At 74.5% G+C, this 21,222-nt stretch carries 22 protein-coding genes; 11 read left to right on the forward strand and 11 right to left on the reverse strand.

The genetic code is table 11. The features are described 5' to 3' along the window. A complete protein-coding gene (locus ACQFYA_RS18735) occupies positions 1-567 on the forward strand; it encodes a GNAT family N-acetyltransferase (RefSeq protein WP_499126665.1) in 567 nt (188 codons plus the stop codon). Here ACQFYA_RS18735 and ACQFYA_RS18740 read toward each other — a convergent pair. Continuing rightward, on the reverse strand, positions 451-2,577 hold the full coding sequence (locus ACQFYA_RS18740) for a gluzincin family metallopeptidase (RefSeq protein WP_499126666.1): 2,127 nt from the start codon (positions 2,575-2,577) through the stop codon (positions 451-453). The two genes, ACQFYA_RS18735 and ACQFYA_RS18740, sit on opposite strands and share 117 nt — an antisense overlap. Positions 2,578-2,779: 202 nt before the next feature. Between ACQFYA_RS18740 and ACQFYA_RS18745 the strand changes: the two genes are divergently transcribed. After that, the gene (locus tag ACQFYA_RS18745; protein WP_499126668.1) at positions 2,780-3,079 is read left to right on the forward strand and encodes a hypothetical protein; all 300 of its coding nucleotides are present in this window, start codon (positions 2,780-2,782) and stop codon (positions 3,077-3,079) included. Between the two features lie 72 nt (positions 3,080-3,151). On the opposite strand, the gene ACQFYA_RS18750 is transcribed toward ACQFYA_RS18745, so the two are convergent. Continuing rightward, positions 3,152-4,051: a universal stress protein gene (locus tag ACQFYA_RS18750; protein WP_499126670.1), complete on the reverse strand. Its 900-nt coding sequence runs from the start codon at positions 4,049-4,051 to the stop codon at positions 3,152-3,154. A 148-nt stretch (positions 4,052-4,199) separates the two neighbouring features. Here ACQFYA_RS18750 and ACQFYA_RS18755 point away from each other — a divergent pair, with 148 nt between their 5' ends. Beyond that, positions 4,200-5,891, forward strand: coding sequence for a sensor histidine kinase (locus ACQFYA_RS18755; protein WP_499126672.1), 1,692 nt, complete (start codon positions 4,200-4,202; stop codon positions 5,889-5,891). Between the two features lie 29 nt (positions 5,892-5,920). On the opposite strand, the gene ACQFYA_RS18760 is transcribed toward ACQFYA_RS18755, so the two are convergent. From ACQFYA_RS18760 to ACQFYA_RS18770, 3 genes are read right to left on the reverse strand one after another with little or no spacing between them, the layout of a single operon-like run. Next, a complete protein-coding gene (locus ACQFYA_RS18760; RefSeq protein WP_499126674.1) occupies positions 5,921-6,601 on the reverse strand; it encodes a response regulator in 681 nt (226 codons plus the stop codon). A gap of 56 nt (positions 6,602-6,657) precedes the next feature. Then, positions 6,658-7,878: a dipeptidase gene (locus ACQFYA_RS18765; RefSeq protein WP_499126676.1), complete on the reverse strand. Its 1,221-nt coding sequence runs from the start codon at positions 7,876-7,878 to the stop codon at positions 6,658-6,660. 41 nt (positions 7,879-7,919) lie between these two features. Beyond that, positions 7,920-8,282, reverse strand: coding sequence for an RNA-binding S4 domain-containing protein (locus ACQFYA_RS18770; protein WP_499126678.1), 363 nt, complete (start codon positions 8,280-8,282; stop codon positions 7,920-7,922). A 146-nt stretch (positions 8,283-8,428) separates the two neighbouring features. Here ACQFYA_RS18770 and ACQFYA_RS18775 point away from each other — a divergent pair, with 146 nt between their 5' ends. Continuing rightward, positions 8,429-9,100 (forward strand): AroM family protein, encoded by a 672-nt coding sequence (locus tag ACQFYA_RS18775; protein WP_499126680.1) that lies wholly within the window; start codon positions 8,429-8,431, stop codon positions 9,098-9,100. 22 nt (positions 9,101-9,122) lie between these two features. On the opposite strand, the gene ACQFYA_RS18780 is transcribed toward ACQFYA_RS18775, so the two are convergent. Beyond that, complete coding sequence (locus ACQFYA_RS18780) at positions 9,123-9,899, reverse strand: IclR family transcriptional regulator (RefSeq protein ID WP_499126682.1); 777 nt, start codon at positions 9,897-9,899, stop codon at positions 9,123-9,125. Between the two features lie 228 nt (positions 9,900-10,127). Here ACQFYA_RS18780 and ACQFYA_RS18785 point away from each other — a divergent pair, with 228 nt between their 5' ends. The 3 genes from ACQFYA_RS18785 to aspA are packed head-to-tail and all read left to right on the forward strand — an operon-like array spanning position 10,128 to position 14,454. Then, positions 10,128-11,756 carry an OPT/YSL family transporter gene (locus ACQFYA_RS18785; RefSeq protein ID WP_499126684.1) on the forward strand — a complete coding sequence of 543 codons (1,629 nt, stop codon included), beginning with the start codon at positions 10,128-10,130 and terminating at the stop codon, positions 11,754-11,756. 43 nt (positions 11,757-11,799) lie between these two features. Beyond that, entirely contained in the window at positions 11,800-12,864 is a 1,065-nt protein-coding gene (locus ACQFYA_RS18790) for an S-methyl thiohydantoin desulfurase domain-containing protein (protein WP_499126685.1), read from the forward strand. Positions 12,865-12,906: 42 nt separating this feature from the next. Further along, entirely contained in the window at positions 12,907-14,454 is a 1,548-nt protein-coding gene (gene aspA / locus ACQFYA_RS18795; protein WP_499126687.1) for an aspartate ammonia-lyase, read from the forward strand. 72 nt (positions 14,455-14,526) lie between these two features. On the opposite strand, the gene ACQFYA_RS18800 is transcribed toward aspA, so the two are convergent. Beyond that, positions 14,527-15,207, reverse strand: a complete 681-nt coding sequence (locus tag ACQFYA_RS18800; RefSeq protein WP_499126689.1) for a flavodoxin — start codon at positions 15,205-15,207, stop codon at positions 14,527-14,529. Positions 15,208-15,310: 103 nt separating this feature from the next. On the opposite strand from ACQFYA_RS18800, the gene ACQFYA_RS18805 reads away from it, so the two are divergent. Next, positions 15,311-15,505, forward strand: a complete 195-nt coding sequence (locus ACQFYA_RS18805; RefSeq protein WP_499126691.1) for a hypothetical protein — start codon at positions 15,311-15,313, stop codon at positions 15,503-15,505. Positions 15,506-15,507: 2 nt separating this feature from the next. Next, on the forward strand, positions 15,508-16,359 hold the full coding sequence (locus ACQFYA_RS18810; RefSeq protein WP_499126692.1) for an MFS transporter: 852 nt from the start codon (positions 15,508-15,510) through the stop codon (positions 16,357-16,359). An 18-nt stretch (positions 16,360-16,377) separates the two neighbouring features. Here the strand turns inward: ACQFYA_RS18810 and ACQFYA_RS18815 are convergent, their stop codons facing one another. From ACQFYA_RS18815 to ACQFYA_RS18830, 4 genes are all read right to left on the reverse strand, one after another. Continuing rightward, positions 16,378-16,743 carry a LapA family protein gene (locus ACQFYA_RS18815; protein ID WP_499126694.1) on the reverse strand — a complete coding sequence of 122 codons (366 nt, stop codon included), beginning with the start codon at positions 16,741-16,743 and terminating at the stop codon, positions 16,378-16,380. Between the two features lie 99 nt (positions 16,744-16,842). Further along, positions 16,843-17,898: a fatty acid desaturase family protein gene (locus ACQFYA_RS18820; protein WP_499127608.1), complete on the reverse strand. Its 1,056-nt coding sequence runs from the start codon at positions 17,896-17,898 to the stop codon at positions 16,843-16,845. Between the two features lie 163 nt (positions 17,899-18,061). Further along, positions 18,062-18,478, reverse strand: a complete 417-nt coding sequence (locus ACQFYA_RS18825) for a (R)-mandelonitrile lyase (protein WP_499126695.1) — start codon at positions 18,476-18,478, stop codon at positions 18,062-18,064. Further along, positions 18,478-19,392, reverse strand: coding sequence for a helix-turn-helix transcriptional regulator (locus tag ACQFYA_RS18830; RefSeq protein WP_499126697.1), 915 nt, complete (start codon positions 19,390-19,392; stop codon positions 18,478-18,480). Before ACQFYA_RS18830 ends, ACQFYA_RS18825 begins: the two co-directional genes overlap by 1 nt. A 144-nt stretch (positions 19,393-19,536) precedes the next feature. Between ACQFYA_RS18830 and ACQFYA_RS18835 the strand changes: the two genes are divergently transcribed. Both ACQFYA_RS18835 and ACQFYA_RS18840 read left to right on the forward strand, forming a co-directional pair. Then, positions 19,537-20,082 carry a PadR family transcriptional regulator gene (locus tag ACQFYA_RS18835; RefSeq protein WP_499126699.1) on the forward strand — a complete coding sequence of 182 codons (546 nt, stop codon included), beginning with the start codon at positions 19,537-19,539 and terminating at the stop codon, positions 20,080-20,082. Further along, positions 20,079-21,083, forward strand: coding sequence for a zinc-binding alcohol dehydrogenase family protein (locus tag ACQFYA_RS18840; RefSeq protein WP_499126701.1), 1,005 nt, complete (start codon positions 20,079-20,081; stop codon positions 21,081-21,083). The genes ACQFYA_RS18835 and ACQFYA_RS18840 overlap by 4 nt, the downstream gene beginning before the upstream one ends. Positions 21,084-21,222: the final 139 nt, after the last annotated feature.

Genomic DNA, 21,222 nt, shown 5'->3' on the forward strand with positions numbered 1-21,222 from the left:
GTGCCCGAGCCCGAAAAGCCGCAGTCCGTGCTGCCCGCCTCGCTGCCCGACGGCGTCGCCCTCCGCCTGCTGCGCCGCGACGACGGCCCGGCCCTCGCCGCGGCGTATACGCGCAACCGCGCACACCTCGAGCCCTGGGAGCCCGCGCGCCCGGAGGCCTTCTACGACGCCGGGTACCACGCCGAGCGCATCCCCGTGGAGCTCATCGCGCACGGCGCCGGGCGGGCGGTGCCGCTCGTCCTGGAGCGCGACGGCGAGGTGGTCGGGCGCGTCAACCTCTCCGACATCGTCCTCGGGGCGTTCCGCAGCGCCCACCTGGGCTACTGGACCGACGCGGAGCTCGCCGGCCGCGGCATCATGACCGCGGCCGTGGAGGTCGCGTGCAGCCACGCACGCGACGACCTGGGGCTGCACCGCGTCCAGGCCGCCACGCTGCTGCACAACGACGCCTCACAGCGGGTGCTCGCGCGGACCGGCTTCGAGCGGATCGGCACCGCCCCCCGGTACCTGAACATCGGCGGCAGCTGGCAGGACCACGCGCTCTTCCAGCGCATCCTCCACGACTGACCCGTCGCCGGGCGCGTCGTCGCCGGGCGCGCCGACGTCGGGGACACCCGCCCCCCGCCGCCGCCGCCGCACGACGAGCGCGACCAGCCCGCCGGCGGCACCGAGCACCAGCACGACGAACCCGGCACCGACCCACGGCGCCGCGTCGGCGCGGCCGAGGGCGTCGTCCGCCTCGTCCGCGGCGGCGTCGAGGTCCCCCGCCGCGAGCGCGACCTGCGCGCGGTGCCCGGAGTCCTCGACGTCGAGGGCGAGCGCGCCGAGCCCGGACAGCGGGTCGCGGTCCGCCGTGGCCGCCGCCCTCGCCCGGCCCACCCGGGTGGTGACGTCGGCGGCCCGCCGGAGCAGGGGCGCGAGCTCCTCGTAGTCCGCCGCGGCGTCGGCGTCCTCGTACGCGGCGCGCACCGTGGCCGGCACCGGGACGCCCGCGGCGTCCGCGGCGTCCTGCGCGGCGGCGGCAGCGGCCGGGACGCCGTCGAGCGCGGACCGCACGTGGGCCGCGTCGCCGAAGTCCCAGTCCGTCATCGCGCTGCGCAGCCCGAGCGGCGGCGACCAGGCGCCGTCGGCCCCGTCCACCCGCGCGTAGGCGTCGCGCGCGGCGGCCCGGTCCTTCAGCAGCGCCCGCTGGTCGGCGTCGAGCACCCAGGTGCGCAGCGCCTTCGGCGCGCCGGCGACCTCGCCGCGCGTCTCGACGAGGTCGAGGAACCGCCGCCAGTCCGTCAGGCCGCCGTTCTCGCCGTCGGTGCCCGGCCGGTCGTAGGCGCTCTGACCGGACTGCGCGGCCGAGACCACGGCCGCGAACGCGTCGTCGTCGAGACCGCCCAGCAGCTTCTGCACCACCGTGTACGACGCGGCGTACCCGTACGACTCGACGTCCTCGTCGAGCTCGCCCGGGTTCGCGTCCCACGCCGAGAGCGGCAGGGCGGCGTCCCCGTCGCGGTCCGGGGCCTCCCACGGGTCGCTGGTGCCGCCGGTGCGCGCGACGACGCGGTGCGCCACCACCTCCGTCATCCCCTCGGACAGCCACCGCTCCTTCAGGTGGTCCGGGTTCAGCCAGGCGTGCCCGAGCTCGTGGTAGAGCGTGGCCTCGTCCAGGTCCTCCGGCACCACGATCTCGTCGTTGCCGGGGTCGAACCACGCGTACCCGAGCACCTTGGGCGACACGTCCTCGCGGATCGTGTCGAGGCCGCCGGGCCACGCCATGCCGACGAGGTCCTCGAGCACGGGCATCCCCTCCTCCAGGCGGTCGCCGACGAACCGCGACCAGCGCTCGTCCCCGGGGAAGCTCTGCAGCGTCAGGTCCGCCGCGTCGGTGTGCACCTCGGTCGTGTCGGCCTTCTTCGGGTCGCGGGCGGAGACCACCGCCCAGATGCCGTCCTTGTCCGTGTTCTCGGTGGCCGTGTACGTGACGGTCCTGCCGGTCCGCTTCGCGCCGAAGGCGTCGGAGGTGGCGTCGAACGTCATCGAGGCGGGCAGCACCACCTCGACCGTCGTGTGCCCGGCGTCGCCCACACCGGAGGTCGCGAACGTCGCGAACCCGTCGCCCACGCGCGTGTAGTCCTCGGAGCGGACGGGCTCGCCCGGGACGACGTAGGTCCACTCGATGGTGCGCGAGCTGCCGTACCGCAGCGGCGAGAACGTGGCCACCGCGTACCGGGTGCTCGGGTCCTCCGTGGCCTCCAGGCGCACCGGCAGCGACGAGCCGGCGCTGACGGCGCGGACGTCCTCCGCGCCCGCGGGGACCGGGATCGCGTAGGTCGTGAAGTAGTAGTACGTGAGCCCGCGGTTCGGCGTGACGTTCCCGATGGTGGTGGTCACGGTCGCCCGGACCTCGGTGTCCTTCGCCCGCAGCACGTAGCGGTTGTGCGACTCCTCGGTGAGCCCCTCGTCCGCGACGGCGGCCGGGCCCGCGAGCAGGAGCGCGCCCACGACGCCGGCGCCGAGCAGGGCGGGGAACGCACGGCGGGAAGCACGGCAGGAAGCACGGCGGTGGGTCGTGGCCAAGAGCGTCATCGCGTCCCGTCGCGTGGGGCAGGCCGCGGGCGACGCCCGGACCTGGGTGGAAGTGCCGAGGAGGCTCGACAGAGCGGCATCCTGCCCCGCCTCGCGCGGACGCCGCAAGCCGCGCCGTCGGCCCTGGTGGGCGGCCGTTCCGGGTGCGGCGGCCCCGCGATTGCGGTAGACCGGAACCCGTCGGGCCGCGGAGGGGGACGCCATGGGTACTGACGACCAGAGCACCGCCGGCGGCACCCACCCCGGCACGGATGCGGGCTCGTTGACGATCGCCCTGCTCACGGCCTGCTCGGAGCCCGATCTCGGGATCCGGGCACGCGTGGTGCAGGAGCTGCTCGACGAGGCGAGCCACGACCCGCGCCTCGCGCGCGAGGTCATCACCACCATGCTCACGGCGTCGGTGATGTCGCTGCGCGCCTACACCGACGCCACCCGCCGCGACCCGCAGGACGTGCTCCGAGCCCTCGGCGTGAGCTGGTCGCAGCGCTCGCTCCACGCCTGACGACCCACGCCCGACAACGCTCCTGCGGCCGCGCGCCTCTCGGGGGAGTCGACCGGCGCACGACCGCAAGTCTCAGTGGTGCACCACCGTCACCGCGCACGGCGCGTGCCGGACCAGCCGGTCGGGCACCGAGCCGCGCACGCGCCCGACCCGTCGCGCCTGCTCGTGTCCGCCGGTGACCACGAGGTCGTCCGAGCGGAGCAGCGACAGGAGCGAGCCAGGCGCCGGACCGCCGCGGGTCTCGAGCGACCAGCGCACCGCCGGGTACTTCTCGCCCCAGCGCGCGACCTGGCCCTCCAGGTCCGCCCGCGCCTCCGCGCGGAGCCGCTCGAGCCAGGCGAGGTCGCCCCCGGTGGCGCCGGCGAACAGCCCCTCGTCGACCGAGTGCGCCGCCACCAGCGGCGCCCCGAGCCTCTCCGCCTCGACGAACCCCGTCTCGAGCACGCGGTCCGACGGGTCGCGGGGGTCGACGGCGACGACCACGCGTCGCGGGTCCAGGACGCGCGCCGCGCGCGGCACGACGACCACCGTGCCGGGGGCGAGCGCCGCCACCGACGACGAGACGGAGCCCATGAGGACGCGGTCGAAGGTCCCGACGCCGCGTCGCCCCACGACGACGACCGCCCCGCGGCGCGCCTGGTGCACGAGGACGGCGCTCGCGTCGCCCCGGACGCTCGCGCAGCCGACGTCGGCGCGGTCGGAGGCGGGAGCCGCGACACGCGCCGCGCGCTCGAGCCGTGCCTGCGCGCGCGCCAGGAGGGCATCGGCCGCGGTCCGGGGGTCCGGCGTTCCCGCCGCGACGGCCATGGTCCCCAGCCCGAGGGTTGTCTCGTAGGCGTGGAGCACGACGAGCCTCGCCGAGAGGCGCGCGGCCTGCCCGGCCGCCCACGCCATCGCGTGGTACCCGCCCTCCGAGCCGTCCACGCCGACCACGACGTCCGTCGCGATCCCGCTGGTGCTGCTGGTGTCCATGGCATTCCCTCCCGGAGACCAGTGGGCCACCACCCGCGCCGTGCCCGGAAGTGCCGAACGCCTCTGTGCGCCTGCCGGTCGGCCTTCACCCCCGGGCCGAAGGTCCCGATCGGGACCTTCGGGTGCATCGAGGACTACGGTGGAAGGCGTGAGCCCGCGGCAGGACCGCCGGACCCGGGACGTGGACGTCCTGCTGGACGCCGTCGCGTCGGTGGGCCGGGGCCTCGAGCTGGAGACGACGCTGCACAGGGTCGTGCGAGCAGCCGCCTCGATCGTCGACGCCCGGTACGCGGCGCTCGGCGTGCTCGGCGGCGACAAGCGCATCGACCGCTTCCTCACGGTGGGCATGACGGAGGACGAGATCACGGCCGTGGGTCCGCACCCGACCGGGCGCGGGATCCTGGGCGAGCTCATCCGCGACCCGCGGCCCCTGCGGATCCCGGACATCACCACCGACCCCCGCGCGGTCGGCCTCCCGCCGCACCACCCGCCGATGCGCGGCTTCGTGGGCGTGCCGCTGCAGGTCCACGGGGCCCCGTTCGGCAACCTCTACCTCGCCGAGAAGCGCGGCGGCGGGGAGTTCACCGCCACCGACCAGCGGCTCCTGGAGGGCCTCGCGTCCGCGGCGAGCTTCGCCGTCGAGAACGCCCGCCTGTACGAGGAGTCGCGGCTGCGAGAGCGGTGGTCGCGCGCCGACGACGAGATCGCCCGGCGGCTGCTCTCCGGGGAGGACCCGGACGCCGTGCTCGACCTCGTCGCGACGGGGGCGATCACCGTCGCGGGGGCCGACACGGCGGGGATCGCCGTGCCGGTGGACGACGACGGCCGCGACCGGGGCTCGCCCACGCTCGCCGTGCGGTCGGCGGTGGGGCTCCGGGCCGAGCTGCTGCGCGGGCAGCTGCTGCGGCAGTCCGGGTCGTTCAGCGAGAAGGCGTTCGCCGAGGGGCGGCCCGTCGTCTCCCCGGACGCCGCGACGGACGACCGGGCGCGGGTCGCTCTCCACCCGGACGGCAGCCTGGGTCCGCTCGCCGCGTTCCCCCTCATCGGGCGGGGGCGGCGCGCGCTCGGCGTGCTGGTCGTGGGCAAGGTCCGGGGCGCCGAGCCGTTCCGCGGCGTCGTCATCGAGGCGCTCGGCGGGTTCGCGAACCAGGCGGCGGTGACGCTCGAGCTGGCCGAGCGCCGCGCGGACGCCGCCCGGCTGGCCGTGGTGCGCGACCGGGACCGGATCGCCCGCGACCTGCACGACCTGGCCGTCCAGCGGCTGTACGCGACCGGGCTCTCCCTGCAGGCGGTCGACCGCCGCCTCGGGGACGACCGGCCGCTCGACCGGGGCCTGCGGGGCGACCTCGGCGCGCGCGTCGGGGAGGCGATCGACCAGATCGACGAGACGATCGACCTGATCCGCACCACGATCCGCGACCTCCGCGACCCCGGCAGCGACGCCCCGCGCCGCGTCGCCACGCGCTCGCTGCTGCTCGCCGAGGTGGAGGTCGCGACGCACTCCCTCGGCTTCGCCCCGACCGTCCGGTTCGAGGGGCCGGTCGACGCGCTGGTGCCGTCGACCACGACGGCGCACCTCGTCGCCGTGCTGCGCGAGAGCCTGTCCAACACGGCGCGGCACGCGCGGGCCACGCGGGTCCACGTGCGGCTGCGCGCCACCGACGACCTCGTGCTGACGGTGGTCGACGACGGCACCGGGATCGCCCTCGACGCGCCCCGCAGCGGGCTGGCCAACCTCGCCCGCCGTGCCACGGAGCTCGGCGGCACGTTCGAGGTCCGCCCGGGGCGCGCGGGCGGTACCACGCTGCGCTGGGCGGTGCCGCTCCCCCGGGACGCCTGACCCCGGCCCGGGCGCCGCGGCGGACCGCGTCAGGGCGTGGCGGTGGGCTGCCCGCCGTCTTCCGGCCGGGAGCCCTGCTCGAGCCGCGCGGAGAGCACCGCCGCCTGCACGCGGCGCTCGAGCCCGAGCTTGCCGAGCAGGCTCGACACGTAGTTCTTCACCGTCTTCTCCGCGAGGAAGAGCTCGGCACCGATCTGCCGGTTCGTCATGCCCTCGCCGACGAGCCCGAGGATGCGACGCTCCTGCGGCGTCAGGTCGCCCAGTGGGTCGTCGTCCTCCCCCTGGTGGCGCATGCGCGCCATGACCCGGCCCGCGGCGCGCGGGTCCAGCATCGAGCCGCCGGCGGCCACGGTCCGGATCCCGGCGACGAGGTCGGTGCCCCGCACCTGCTTCAGCACGAACCCGGACGCCCCGGCGAGGATCGCGTCGAACAGCGACTCGTCGTCGTCGAACGACGTGAGCATGAGGACGGCCACGTCCGTCCGCGAGCGCAGTTCCCGGCACACCGTGACGCCGTCGCCGTCGGGCAGCCGGACGTCGAGGACGACCACGTCCGGTCGCACCGCGGGGACGCGCGCGAGCGCCTCCGCCGCCGTCCCGGCGTCGCCGACGACCTCGAGGTCCTCCTCCATGCCGAGCAGGTCGGCCACGCCACGGCGCACCACTTCGTGGTCGTCCACGAGGAACACCCGCACGGGCGCGCCGGTCATGGCCTCACGGTATCCCTCGGGCGCGCGACAGGCGTGACGGTCGTCGGGGGCGACGGTCAGGAGGCGGCGCCGTCCAGGTCCTCGATGCGTGCGACGCTCGGCTCGCGCTCCGTCTGCAGGCGCGCGGCGACGTCCTCGGCCTCGCGCAGTACGCGCAGCACGTTGCCGCTCGTGAGGGCGGCCAGGTCGTCGTCCGACCAGCCGCGGTCCGCGAGCGCCGCGAGCAGCGCCGGGTAGCCGGAGACGTCGCGCAGCTCGTCGGCGAAGCCGCCCGCGCCGTCGTAGTCGCCGCCGAGGCCGACGTGCTGCGCGCCCGCGACCTCGCGCACGTGCTCGACGTGCTCGACGACGTCGTCGAGCGTCGTCGGCGGCTTGGGGTGCGTCTCCCCCCAGGCCGCGGCGAACCGTTCGAACTCGGAGTGGTCGTTCGGCGCGATCCCTGCCGCCCTGGCGGCCTCACCCGCCGCGGCCCGCCACTCCCCGATCGCGGGGGTGACGAAGCTCGGCACGAACGTCACCATGCACACGCCGCCGTTGTCGGCGAGGCGCGCGAGGACGTCGTCGGGCACGTTGCGGGGCACGTCGCACACGGCGCGGGCAGAGCTGTGCGAGAAGATCACCGGCGCCTCGGAGACGTCGAGGGCGGCGCGCATCGTGCCCGCCGAGACGTGCGAGAGGTCCACCAGCATGCCGAGGCGGTTCATCTCGCGCACCACCTCGCGCCCGAACGCGGTGAGCCCGCCCTGCTCGAACCGGCCGTCGGCGGTCGGGCCGTCGGTGGCGGACTCCGCCCAGGGGTTGTGGTGGTTGTGCGTGAGCGTCATGTAGCGCACCCCCACCTCGTACAGCATGCGCAGCGCGCCCGTCGACGAGTCGATCGACTGCCCGCCCTCCGCGCCCATGAGCGACGCGATGCGGCCCTCGGCCCAGGCGGCCACGACGTCGTCCGCGGTCGTCGCGAGCCGGAAGTGCTCCGGCCAGCGGGCTGCCATGCGGCGCACCGCGTCCACCTGCTCCAGGGTCGCGGTGACCGCCGCGCTGCCGGGCATGTTCGACGGCACGTAGACCGACCAGAACTGGGCGCCCACTCCCCCGGCGCGCAGGCGCGGCACGTCGGTGTGCGTGCGGCCCTCGGTGCCGGCGGCGACGTCGAGCCGGGCCCAGTCGTACGCGACCTGGTCGCGCGCCTCCCACGGCAGGTCGTTGTGTCCGTCCCAGACGGGGTGGTCGCGCAGGAGGGCGGCGATGCGGTCGGCGTGGTCGGCGGTGCTGGTCATTCCCCGCACGCTACCGGCCGCCCCCGCGCGAGCTGTCAGGATCAGTCGCGGCGGGTGCCGCGCAGCCGGTCGATCTCGCGGCGCTCGCGCTTGGTGGGCCGCCCCGCGCCGCGGTCGCGGACACCGACGGCCTCGCGCTCCTGGCGGGTGGGCACGGGCGGGCTCTCGTCGCGGTAGGCCTTGACGGCCAGCGGCGCGCCGACGCGCTTGGGCAGCAGCTCGACGACGACGACCTTGCGGTCGCGCAGCGGGTCGCGCCACGTGATCGTGTCGCCCACCGTGACGGACGTCGAGGGCTTGGCGACGACGTCGTTCACGCGCACCCGGCCGGCCCGGAGCAGGGTGGCCGACGACGACCGGCTCTTGAAGAGCCGCACCGCCCACAGCCACACGTCCGCTCGCACGTCGTCAGCCTCTCACGGGCCCGCGGGCCCCCGGTTCACCAGCCGCGGACGACGCGGAGTACTGTCGCCGGCGACATCATGACGACCGGATCATGGAACCGTTTTCCATATTCTCGAACCGAGAGGGCGGGCGAACCATGCGGACCGTGGGCTTCTTGACGATCGGCCAGGCGCCGCGACCGGACCTGTCCGGCGCGATCGAGGCCGCGCTCCCTCCGGGGGTGGCCACCCGGCACGCGGGAGCCCTCGACGAGGTGGACCGGGCAACGGCCGAGCGGCTCTACGGCGCGGTCGCGGGCCGGCCCACCCTGATCACCAAGCTCGCGGACGGGCAGAGCATCACCCTCGACGCCGACGCCGTGAGCTCCGGGCTGCAGGAGCGGCTGACGGAGCTCGAGGACGCCGGCTGCGACGTCGTCGTCGTGCTGTGCACCGGCGAGTTCCCGGGGCTGCGAGCCCGCCGCGCCCGCCTGATCGAGCCGGACGCCCTGATCACCACGTACGTCTCCACGATGCTCGCCGGGGCACCGGTGGGGGTCGTCGTTCCGCTCCCGGAGCAGGTGGCGGAGGCGCGCGACAAGTGGGGCCGGCTCGACCCCGCACCCCTGTTCGCGACGGGCTCGCCGTACGCGGACGACACCACCGGCCTCGTCGCCGCGGCGCACGACCTGGTGGGCGCGGGGGCGCAGGCCGTCGTGCTGGACTGCATGGGCTACGCGGACCGGCACCGCGACGCGGTGCGCGCGGGCGGCGTCGCCGTCCCGGTCCTGACCTCGGGCGCCATCACGGGCGCCTGGACCGGGCTGCTGCTGGGCTGAGCAGCCGACCCGTCGGCCGACGTCAGCCCGCGCCCTCCGGGAAGCGCAGCCAGTACGGGTCGCCGGTGCGTGCGCCCACGCGCCGGGCGGCGTCACGCACGGCGCGGCCGTAGCGGACCACGGCCTCGTCGCGCAGGCCCGGCGCGGGCATCGCGATCCCGAGGCCGAAGACCTGGCCCGTGTCGCCGTCCACCACGGCCGCCGAGACGCCTCCGACGTTCGGCACCCACTCGCCGCGAGAGACGTCCCAGCCGTCCGCGCGGACCCGGGCCAGCGTCGCGAGCAGCTCCGTGCGGCTGGTCGGGGCGGTGCCCGTGCTGTGCTCGAGGCGCGCGTCCACCAGGCGCAGGGCCTGGTCGTCGTCGAGGCGGGCGAGCAGCGCGCGGCCCATGGAGGAGGCGTAGGCGGGCGCTCGCGTCCCGGCCGGTGTGTAGGCCTGCAGCGTGCTCGCGTTGCCGATGCGCATGTGCAGGACGAGCGACTCGGCGCCGTCGAGCACGTCGACGTAGCCGGTGTGTCCGGTGTCGGCGACCAGGCGGGCGACCTCCTCCTCCAGGAGAGGCACCGTGCCGCGCGAGGCGCGGAGGTGGTGCGAGGCCTCCAGGATCAGGCCGCCGGGCCGGTAGGCGCGGGTCGCCGGGTCGCGGTCCAGGAACCCGTACTCAGCCATCATGCTCAGCGTCCGTGACACGGAGCTCTTGGGCAGCCCGAGGCGGGCTGCGACGTCGGTCACGGTGACGTCGTGCTGCAGCTGGGCCATCAGGCGCAGCACGTCACGGGCGTTGGCGAGCGTGCTCAACGGTCTCGCGGCCTCCTGGTCTGGTGTGCGGGCTTCGATCGTATGCGGCCCGCCGCGGCCGCCGGAACGAGGCCGGTGTCCAGATCCTGAGAGCGGACCGGGATGGCTTGACGCCGGTCGCGGTGCTATGGATGATCCATATATTCGCACTCGATTCCATTTTCTGGAACTCCGGAAGCTGGAGCACCCCAGGTGCCGGCTGCGCACCCACCGTCAGGAGCACCACCCATGAGCACCGACGCAACGCCGCCCTCCGTGGCGCCCCCGGGTGACCTGCGGCCCGCCGACGCCCCGCGCCGGCACCCCCGCGCACTCGCTCCCGCCAACCTCGTCCTGACGCTCGTGCTCAGCGTGTTCGGCGCGATCGTGGGCATGCAGATGCTCGCGACGCTGGGCGTGACCCCGAGCACCTCGCTGATCGGCGCGCTGGTCGCGATGACGCTGGCCCGCGTGCCACTGGTCGCCTTCCGCGGGTTCCGGTCCGTCCACGCGCAGAACCTGGCACAGACGTCGATCTCCTCCGCGACCTTCGGCGCGGCGAACAGCCTGTTCCTGCCGATCGGCATCCCGTTCCTCTTCGGCTTCGACGCCATGATCGTGCCGATGCTCGTCGGCGTCGCCGCCGCGATGCTCGTGGACGCGTGGCTCCTGTACCGGTCGTACGACACCCCGGTCTTCCCGGCGGCGAACCCGTGGCCCATGGGCATCGCCGCCGCCGAGGCCATCAAGGCCGGCGACCAGGGCGGACGGCGCGCCAAGGTGCTCGGCCTCGGCCTCGTCGCCGGCATCGCCGGCGCCGTCTTCTCGCTGCCGATGTCCGCCTTCGGCGTGGCCCTGATCGGCGGGCTCGGCGCGATGACCGCGTTCGGGGTGGGTCTGCTCGTCAGCCAGTACGCCGGCCCCCTGCTCGGGATCGACCTCAACGCCATGTACCTGCCGCACGGCATGATGATGGGCGCCGGCCTCGTCGCCCTGTTCCAGGTCGGCCGGACCGTCCTGGCCTCCCGTCGCGCCCGCACCGCGCCCGCGCTCGCCCGCGCCGCCGGGACCCGGGGCCCCGGGCGCACGATGCAGCTCGGCTTCGGCGCCTACCTGGTCATCTCCGTCCTGCTGGCGTTCGGCACCGGGGCCGCCACGCACATGAGCCCCGGGATGCTGCTCGGCTTCGTGCTCTACGCCGCCGCGGCGGCGTTCGTGCACGAGCTGCTGGTCGGCATCGCGGCGATGCACTCCGGGTGGTTCCCCGCCTTCGCCATCGCCCTGATCACGCTGCTGATCGGCATCCTCGTCGGCTTCCCGCCCGAGGCCCTGGTCGTGCTGGCCGGGTTCACCGCCGCGACCGGGCCGGCGTTCGCCGACATGGGCTACGACCTCAAGGCCGGCTACCTGCTGCGGGGGGAGAACGTCGACCCCGCCTTCGAGCTGGAAGGGCGCCGCCAGCAGCTCGTCGCCGCGATGGTCGGCTTCGTCGTCGCGATCGTCGTGGTGGCGGCGTCATACCGGCTGTTCTTCGCCAACGGCCAGGTCGCCCCCATCGACGCCGCGTACGTCGCCGCGATCAAGGCCGGCCCGTCGGTCGACACGGCCCGCCAGCTCGCGATCTGGGCCGTGCCCGGGGCGCTCGTGCAGCTGCTCGGCGGGCGGCGGCGCCAGCTGGGCATCCTGCTCGCCACCGGCCTGCTCATCACCACGCCGATGGCCGGCTGGATGGTCCTGGCCGGCCTCGTCGTCCGCGTCCTGGCGCCGCGCGTCCTCGGCCCGAAGGTCAAGGGGGACCTCGAGGTCTTCGCCGGCGGCGCCATCGCCGGCGACGCCCTCTACTCCTTCGCCAACGGCGTCTGGCGGACGGCGAAGTGACCCACCGCGACCACGGCACGAACCACCCCAAGGAGCACCTCTCGTGAAGCGAACCCTCACCCCTGCCGACGCCACCGCGGCCGTCTACGGCGGTGCCGTGCTCGGCGGAGGAGGCGGCGGCTTCGTCGCCCGCGGGCTGCGCACGGCCGACCTCGCCCTGCAGGCGGGCACCCCCGAGCTGTGGACCACGGACGAGTTCGCCGCCGACGCGCTCACCGCCACCGTCGCCCTCGTGGGCGCCCCCGCCGCCCCCGACCCGCAGGTGCTGCCGGCCCAGCTGCTGCGCGCGCTGGAGCTGCTGCGGCGCGACCTCCCGGCGCCGCTCGTCGCGCTGCACACCAACGAGAACGGCGCCGAGACCACGATCAACGGCTGGTTCCACTCCGCCATGACCGGGCTGCCCGTCATCGACCTCGCCTGCAACGGCCGCGCCCACCCGTCCAGCCAGATGGGCGCCATGGGCCTGCACACCGTGGACGGCTACCGCTCGTACCAGGGCTACGCCGGGGGCAAGCCGCACGCCTACGTCGAGGGCGTGGTCAGCGGCCGCCTCGACGCCACGTCCAACGTCGTCCGTCGCGCCTCGGTCGAGGCGAACGGCTGGGTGGGGGTCGCGCGCAACCCCGTCGAGGTCGGCTACGCCGTCGACCACGGCGCGCCCGGCGCGATCAGCTTCGCCATCGCCCTGGGCGAGCGCTACCTCGCCGACGGTCCGGCCGGCGCCGCCGAGCACCTCGGTGGCGAGATCGTCACCACCGGGACCGTCGCCGAGTACCGCTGCGCGCAGGACGGCGGGCTCGACGTCGGCGTGGCCGTGCTGGACGACGCCGGCTCGACGCGCCTGCACTTCGTCAACGAGTACATGGCCCTCGAGGTGGACGGCGAGCGCCGGGCCGCGTTCCCCGACCTGATCACGACGTTCGACGCCGACGGCAAGCCGCTCGCCTCCGCCGACGTGACGATCGGCCAGCAGGTGAGCGTCCTGGTCGCGCCGGCCGCGAAGCTGCTCCTGTCGCCCACCATGGCCATGCCCGAGCTGTACGCGCCGCTCGAGGACCTACTCGGGTTCCGCTTCGCCCCCGCCGCGCCGGCGCTCGCCGGGGTCTGACCCGGCGGGTGTCCGGGCTGGCCCGTTGCTACCGTCTGCCTCATGGCTGAACCCACGGCCGACGTGCGCGTCGAGGAAGACCTGCTCGGACCGAAAGAGGTCCCTGCGCAGGCGTACTACGGGATCCACACCGTCCGGGCGATCGAGAACTTCCCCATCTCCGGGACGACCATCAACGACGTGCCGGAGATGATCCGCGGCATGGTGATGGTGAAGAAGGCGGCGGCGCTCGCGAACCGGGAGCTGCGCGCCATCCAGCGGGACGTCGCCGACGCCATCATCGGCGCCTGCGACGAGGTGCTCGTCAACGGCCGGTGCCTCGACCAGTTCCCCGTCGACGTGTTCCAGGGCGGCGCCGGCACCAGCGTCAACATGAACACCAACGAGGTGGTGGCCAACCTCGCGCTGGAGCTGTCCGGCTTCCCCAAGGGCCGCTACGACGTCATCAACCCGAACGACCACGTCAACAAGTCCCAGTCCACCAACGACGCCTACCCCACCGGCTTCCGCCTGGCCGTGCACGCCCTCGTCGACGCGCTGATCGTCTCGGTGCGCCGCCTGTCGCGAGCCCTGGACGAGAAGGCGTCGGAGTTCGCCGACCTGCCCAAGATGGGCCGCACCCAGCTGCAGGACGCGGTGCCGATGAGCCTGGGGCAGGAGTTCGCCGGTTTCTCGGTGAACGTGGCCGAGGAGGTCAAGCGCCTGCGCAACGCCGCCGACCTGCTGCTCGAGGTGAACCTCGGCGCGACGGCGATCGGCACGAGCCTCAACACCCCGCCCGGCTACCCGAAGGTCGCGGCGCGGCGGCTCGCGGAGGTGAGCGGGCTCGGCACGGTGCCGGCGGAGAACCTGGTCGAGGCCACGTACGACAACGGCGCGTACCTGGCCGTGCACTCCGCGGTGAAGCGGCTCGCGGCCAAGCTGTCGAAGATCTGCAACGACCTGCGCCTGCTGTCCTCCGGGCCGCGCGCGGGGCTCAACGAGATCAACCTGCCCGAGCTGCAGGCCGGCTCGTCGATCATGCCCGCCAAGGTGAACCCGGTGATCCCCGAGGTGGTGAACCAGGTGTGCTTCAAGGTGATGGGCAACGACGTGACCATCACGCACGCGGCCGAGGCCGGGCAGCTCCAGCTCAACGTCATGGAGCCCGTGCTCGCGGAGTCGATGTTCGAGTCGACCCGCCTGCTGACCAACGCGTGCGACGCGCTGCGCACCAAGTGCGTGGTCGGGATCACCGCGAACGCGGAGGTGATGCGCGAGCACGTGCTCGGCTCCATCGGCATCGTGACCTACCTCAACGAGGTGATCGGCCACCACAACGGCGACCTCGTCGGCAAGGAGGCGGCGCGCACGGGCAGCTCGGTGCGGGACGTCGTCATCGCGCGCGGCCTGCTCACCGCCGCCGAGGTGGACGCCATCCTCACCACGGAGAACTTCCTGCACCCGCGCTACACGGGCCGGTTCTACCCGCCGGACGAGAAGGGCATCCCGCCGCTCGGCGAGGAGGGCGGGTCGTCGCACGTCGTGGAGTCGGACGACGCCACGGGGGCGCCGTCCGACCCCGAGCACGTGGAGGAATCGGCCACCTGAGCGGCCACCGGCAAGATCACTGAGGGCAACGGCCGTGGCTCGGAGGACGCAGATCTACCCGTCCGGCCTCGGTCACGAGTCCTCGTCCGTCAGCCCCGCCGCGGCGAGCCAGGCCTCCAGCTCCGCGCCCGCGTCCGCGACGTCCTCGCCCCGGACCGCGAGGCCGGTGCCGACGTCCGAGCCGGGCAGGGCGTCGCGGTAGTCGGCGTCGATCCCGGCCATGCCGGAGACGGCGTAGGTGACGAACGGCAGCACCGTCGTCCCGCGCAGGTCGACACCCTCGACGAACGTGGACATGATCATCGGCGCCCGGACGTTCCACACCGGGCTGCCGAGCAGCACGACGTCGTACCCCGCGACGTCGGGAAGGTCGCCGGCGATCGCGGGGCGGGCGTCGGCGTCCTGCTCGCGGACGTTGCGCGCGACGGTCGGGTCGTACGCCTCGGGGTACGGGTCGGCCGCCTCGATCTCGTAGACGTCGCACGCGACCCGGTCGGCGATCATGCCGGCCAGGACCGCGGTGTTCCCTACCTCGAGGTCCCGGCGGCCCCCCTCGTAGTAGTTCTCACCGGCTCGGGAGAAGAACACCAGCAGCACGTTCGTCACGGGAGCTCCTGACCTGTCTCCGGACATCTCGGGGCTCGCTCCTTCCGACGGCGCGGCGGCGCCGCTGCATCCCGCGGCGAGGGCCGCGGCGCCGGCGAGGCCGGCGCGCAGCACCGTCCGGCGGTCCGGTTCGCTGGTGCGCGTCATGGACATCAGTGCACACCGCCGCGGCGCGACGCGGGAGTGACGGGCGTCCCGGGCACTGGCAGTACCTCCCAGGATCGCGCGCGTGGCCCTACCGTGAGCGGCGATGCGACAGAACGTGCTGGTCTCCTCCACCGCCCTGCTGTGGGGCCTGCAGTACGCGTTCCTCAACCCCGCGCTCGCGCTGTACAACGTCAGCGGGCTGGTCGCGTCCCTGCTGATCCCGGCGCGGGCCGACCGATCGCGCTGGCGGCCCTGCTCGCGCTCACGACGTCGCTCCCGGTCGCCGTCGCCGGGCTGATCGTGCTGGGCGGCCCGGCGGGCGTGGGCAGCACCCTGCTGTTCGCGCACCTGCGCCACTCGGGCGCCACCACCCGGCAGATCGTCAACACCCGCGCCGTCGTCTCCGTGGCGTGGGTCGCCGGGCCGCCCGCGGCCACCGCCGTCATCGGCGCCGTCGGCGAGGGCGCCATCCTGCTGGTCATCGCCGTCGTCGCGGCCCTGGCGGTCGGCGCCACCGCGCTCCTGCAGGCCCGGGCACGGACGCGGCCGGGCACGTCCTCGACCCCGGCCGAGGACGACGCCGGGCCCCCGCCCACCCGCGCCGGCGTGGCCGTCGTGGTCGGGGCGTTCGTGCTGCTGCAGTGCGCCAACGCGACGGCGATGTCGTTCATGACGGTCTACGTCACCCAGGCCCTCGGGCTCGACGTCGTCTGGGCCGGCCTCGCCCTCGGCGTCGCGGCCGGCCTGGAGGTCCCCGCCCTCCTGCTCGTCGGCCGACTCAGCGCGCGCGTCACCGCGCTGCGGCTCGTCGTCGTCGGCAGTGCCGTCGGCGTCGTCTACTACGTCGCGCTCGCCGCCGCGGACACTCCCGCCGCGCTCCTCGGCATCCAGGTGCTCAACGCCGTGTCGTTCGCCGCGATCTCCGGCACCGGTCTGGCGCTGTTCCAGCAGATGATCCCCCGCCCGGGCCTCGCCACGGGCCTGTACATGAACACGCGGCGCGTCGGGGCTATCCTCTCCGGCCCTGTGATCGCGCTCGGGTCGCTCACGGCGCTCGGGCAGCCGGGCATCTTCGTGGCCTGCGCCGGCCTCGCGCTGCTCGGCACCCTGGCCCTCGCCGCCGCGCACCGGCTGCCGCGACTCCGGGGGTGAGGCGGTGCGGCGCTCCGCTCAGCCGCCGTGGGAGAGGCGCCGCCGCAGCTGGGCGATGCGGATGCTGCCGACGACGAGGGCGATGAGGCCGACCCCGACGCCTGCGATGAGCAGCGCGACCGCCAGCGGCACCGTGCCCTGCATCCCCAGGAACGAGACCAGGACCAGCTGGGTGTTCTGCAGCATGAAGACGATCAGCGCGACCAGCACGAGCGCCGCGACACAGATGCCGACCCAGGCGGCGCCGGCGCGGCTGCGTGGCGTCCGTCCGGCGCGGCGGGACCTCGTCCGGCTGGGCGCCGCGCTGGTCCCGGGCACCGGCTCGGCGGGGTTGCCGTTGATCGCGGACGCCCACGGCGGCGTGGGGGTGGGGGCGGTGGCCATGTCGGCCTCCTCGCTTCTCCGGACCCGCGCACCTCAGACGGGGAGCGGTCGTCCCGGATGCTTCGACGGTACGCGCCTCTCGACCCGTTCGGGGGCACCTCAGCGCCCGAGCTGGGCCGCCAGCGGGCAGGAGAACGGGTCACGGGCACGGTGCTCGACGTCGTTGAGGTAGCCGACGACGATCCGGTAGGAGGTGAAGAACCCGACCTCCGTGTAGTCGACGCCGAGCGTGGCGCAGAACTCGCGGACGAGGGGCTGCACGCGCTTGAGGCTGGGTCGCGGCATGCTCGGGAACAGGTGGTGCTCGATCTGCCGGTTGAGCCCGCCCATGAAGAAGTCGACGACGGCGTTGCCCCGGATGTTCCGCGACATGAGCACCTGCCGGCGCAGGAAGTCGACGTCGGCGCCCGCCGGGACGATGGGCATCCCCTTGTGGTTCGGGGCGAAGGCTCCGCCCAGCAGCACGCCGAACAGGCCGAGCTGCACCGCGAGAAAGGCACCGGCGATCGCGGGCGGCAGCAGGATCGCCAGGATCGCGACGTTCAGGACCAGGCGGGTCAGCAGGACCGGGACCTCCACCCCACGGTGCACCACGGGGCCCCGGCCGAGCACCGTGCGCACGCTCGCCACGTGCAGGTTCAGGCCCTCGAGCGTCAGCAGCGGGAAGAAGAACCAGCCCTGCCGCCGCGCGAACCATCGCCGCCATCCCCGGCGGCTCGCCAGGACCGCCGGCGTGAACGCGATGACGCCCGGCGAGATGTCCGGGTCGTGACCCTCGCGGTTCGGCGCGGCGTGATGCGCGTTGTGCTTCGTCGTCCACCACACGTGGCTCAGGCCGACGAAGACGTTCGCCAGGATGCGGCCCGTCCAGTCGTTCCACGCCCGGGAGCGGAAGATCTGCCGATGCGAGCTGTCGTGCCCGAGGAACGCCAGCTGGGCGAGGACGACGGCCAGCGCCGCGGCGAGCAGGAGCTGCCACCAGGAGTCGCCCACCAGCACGATCCCGGCCCAGACCACCGCGAACGCGGCGACCGTGGCCAGGAGGCGCACCCAGTAGTACGTGTAGCGCCGCCGGTGCAGGCCCGACTCGCGCACGACCTTCGCCAGGACCGAGTAGTCGCGCGTCGCCGGGCGGGCGGCCGTCCGCCGGGGCATGGCCGCGGGGGGCACGGGACGGTCGTTCGGAACGGACTGCGGAACGGACATGGTCGGCCTCGACCTTCCCCCGGTGGCCGGCCCCCTCGATCAGGGATCGTCGCTCACCACATCTCGACGGTACGCCCCAGCGCCGGCGCCGGGCGCGCCCGTGGCCGCGTCTTCAGCCGGTGGTGCGCGACGCGGCGTACTGCGCGTCGGTGACGTGCTCGAGCCAGGTCGTGGTGGTGGCGGGGTCGTCGGCGCCCTCGAGCATCGCCAGGTGCTCCATGAAGGCGTCCGGCGTGGCGCCGTGCCAGTGCTCCTCGCCGGGCGGGCAGTACACGGTCTCCCCCGGGTGCGCCTCGATGACGGCCCCGTCACGGCTGCCGAACAGGGCGACCCCCGACGTGACGTGCAGCGTCTGGCCACGGGCGTGCGAGTGCCACGCGGTGCGGGCGCCGGGCGCGAACCGCACGAGGGCGACGGTCATGCGCTGGTCGCCGTCCTGCGGCGAGACGATCGGATCGAGCCACACGTCGCCGGCGAACATCTCCGGCGGGTTCTTGGTGGTCGCGGGGCGGGCGAGCTTCTTCTGCATCAGTCGGTGACTCCTTCTCGGGCGGTCTCGGTCGGCGCGGCGAGCGTCGTGGCGGCCCACGACGCGAGCAGCTTGAGCCCGTCGTCGGACGGCGAGCCGGGCACCGCGGTGTACACGTTCATCTGGAGGCCGGGGTCGGCGGGCAGCATCAGCGCCTCGTAGTCGAGCTCGAGCGCGCCGACCGCGGGGTGGTGGAAGACCTTGGTGCCGGTGCGGTGCAGCCGCACGTCGTGCGAGGCCCACAGCCGGCGGAAGTCCTCGCTGCGCGTAGACAGCTCCCCGACGAGGGCGGTGAGGTGCTTGTCGTACGGGTTCTTGCCCGCCTCGGCGCGCAGGATCGCGACGGCGTCGTGCGCCATCCGGTCCGTCTTCTCGCCCCAGAACGCCCGGGCCGCGACCGGGTCGAGGAACTGGAGCCGGGCCGTGTTGACCGGCTTGTTCGCGATCCTCTCGGGCGAGTCGAACAGCGGCGCGTACAGGGCGCGGCCCATGAGGTTCGCGCCGAGCACGTCGAGGCGTCCGTTGCGCACGAACGCGGGCGCGCCCTCCATGGAGTCGAGGATCCGCTGGACGGCCGGCCGCAGGGTCGGGGCGGGGGCCCGGCGGGCGCGCGAGCGGGCCGCGCCCGACGCGTTCGCCGCGCGGGCGAGGTCGAACAGGTGCACGCGCTCCGCCTCGTCGAGCTGCAGCGCCTCCGCGAGCGACTCGAGCACCTCCTCCGAGACGCCGCCGAGGTTCCCGCGCTCCAGGCGCGTGTAGTAGTCGACGCTCACTCCCGCGAGCATCGCCACCTCCTCGCGCCGCAGCCCCGGCACGCGCCGGTTGCCGCCGTACGCGGGCAGGCCTGCCTTGTCCGGGGTGATCCGCGCCCGGCGGGTGGCCAGGAACTCTCGCGTCTCCGCCTTCAGGTCCATGTCCTCGACGGTACGTCCGGCCACCGCGGCGTGGGAGGTCCTGGCAGTACCCGGGAGACGGTGACCCGGGTGCGCCGAGGCTCGCTCGACGCCTCCCAGTATCTCGATTCGAGGTACATCGAAACGAGGTATACGCTGGCCGGCGTGATCGAGCTGATGATCCTGGGCTTCCTGGCCGAGGAACCCCTGCACGGCTACGAGCTGCGCCGCCGGATGGAGCAGCTGCACGGCTTCGCGCGCACCATCAGCGACGGCACGCTGTACCCGGCGATCGCGCGGCTGACGAGGGCGGGGCTCGTCACGCGCGCGGCCGGTCCCGGCACCGCCGGGGCGGCCCGGCAGACCTTGACGCTCACCGACGCGGGGCGCGCGCGGCTGCTGGAGCGGCTGCGCGACGCCGCCGGGCACGACATCACCGACGGCGGCCGGTTCTTCGTCGTGCTGTCGTTCCTGTCCCTGCTGCCCGACGCTGCCGAGCGCGACGCCGTGCTGCGCCGCCGGCTCGACTACCTCGACCAGCCCGCCAGCTTCTTCTACGACGGCGACCGCCCGCTGCGCGCCGCCGACCTCACCGACCCCTACCGCCGCGGCATGCTGCTCTCCGCCCGGGCGACCAGCCGCACCGAGCGGGCCTGGATCCGCGAGCTGCTCGACGGGCCCGACGACGCTCCTCGGAAGGACACGCCATGACCGACTCACCGACGACGATGCACGCCGTCGTGCTCGACGCCCCCGGCCCGGTGACGAACCTGCACGTGCGCGACCTGCCCCTCCCGGAACCGGGGCCGGGGCGGGTGCGCCTCCGGGTCGAGGCGTTCGGCCTCAACCGGTCCGAGCTGCACACGCGCCTCGGCTTCGCCGGGGACGCCGTCACCTACCCGCGGGTGCTCGGCATCGAGGCCACCGGCACCGTCGACGCCGACCCCACGGGCACCTTCGCCCCCGGTCAGCAGGTCATGACGATGATGGGCGGCATGGGCCGCACGTACGACGGCGGCTACGCCCAGTACACGTGCGTCCCGGTGGGCCAGGTCATCCCGTTCTCCTCCGGCCTGCCGTGGGAGACCCTGGGCGCCGTCCCCGAGATGCTGCAGACCGCCTACGGCTCCCTCACCGTCGGCCTCGACGCCCGGGCAGGTCAGAGCCTGCTCGTGCGCGGCGGCACGTCGTCGGTGGGGATGGCCGCGGCCGTGCTGGGCAAGCGCCTCGGCATGACGGTGCTGTCCACCACCCGCAACCCCGCCAAGACCGACGCGCTCACGGCGGTCGGCGTCGACCACGTCCTGATCGACGCCGGCGACGTCGCGGCCCAGGTCCGCGCGATCCTGCCCGACGGCGTCGACGGCGCGATCGAGCTGGTCGGCACGCCCACCCTCCCCGACACCCTCCGGGCCACCCGCGTGCACGGCACCGTCTGCTTCACCGGCATGCTGTCGGGCGAGTGGACCGTGAAGGACTTCTACCCCATCGAATACCTGCCGCGCGGGGTGCGGCTCACCGGCTACGGCGGGGAGGCCGACGACCTGCCTGCCGACGTGCTGCAGGCCTTCCTCGACGACGCCGCCGCCGGCCGCGCCGTCGTCCCCGTCGACCGCGCGTTCGCGCTCGACGACATCCGCGACGCCCACGCCCTCATGGAGTCCGGCGACGCCCGCGGCAAGCTCGTCGGCCTGCCCTGGGCCCGTCCCTGAAGGAGACCCGCATGACCGTCACCACCGAGCCGACCGGCACCGCGCCGACCCGCACGACCCCTCGCGCACCGACCGACCGCTCGACCATGCCCGCCGTCGCTCTGGCCGCCGGCGACCAGACCGCCCTCGTCGCCGCCCT

It is taken from the genome of Promicromonospora sp. Marseille-Q5078 (assembly GCF_050315395.1).
Classification (GTDB): domain Bacteria; phylum Actinomycetota; class Actinomycetes; order Actinomycetales; family Cellulomonadaceae; genus Isoptericola.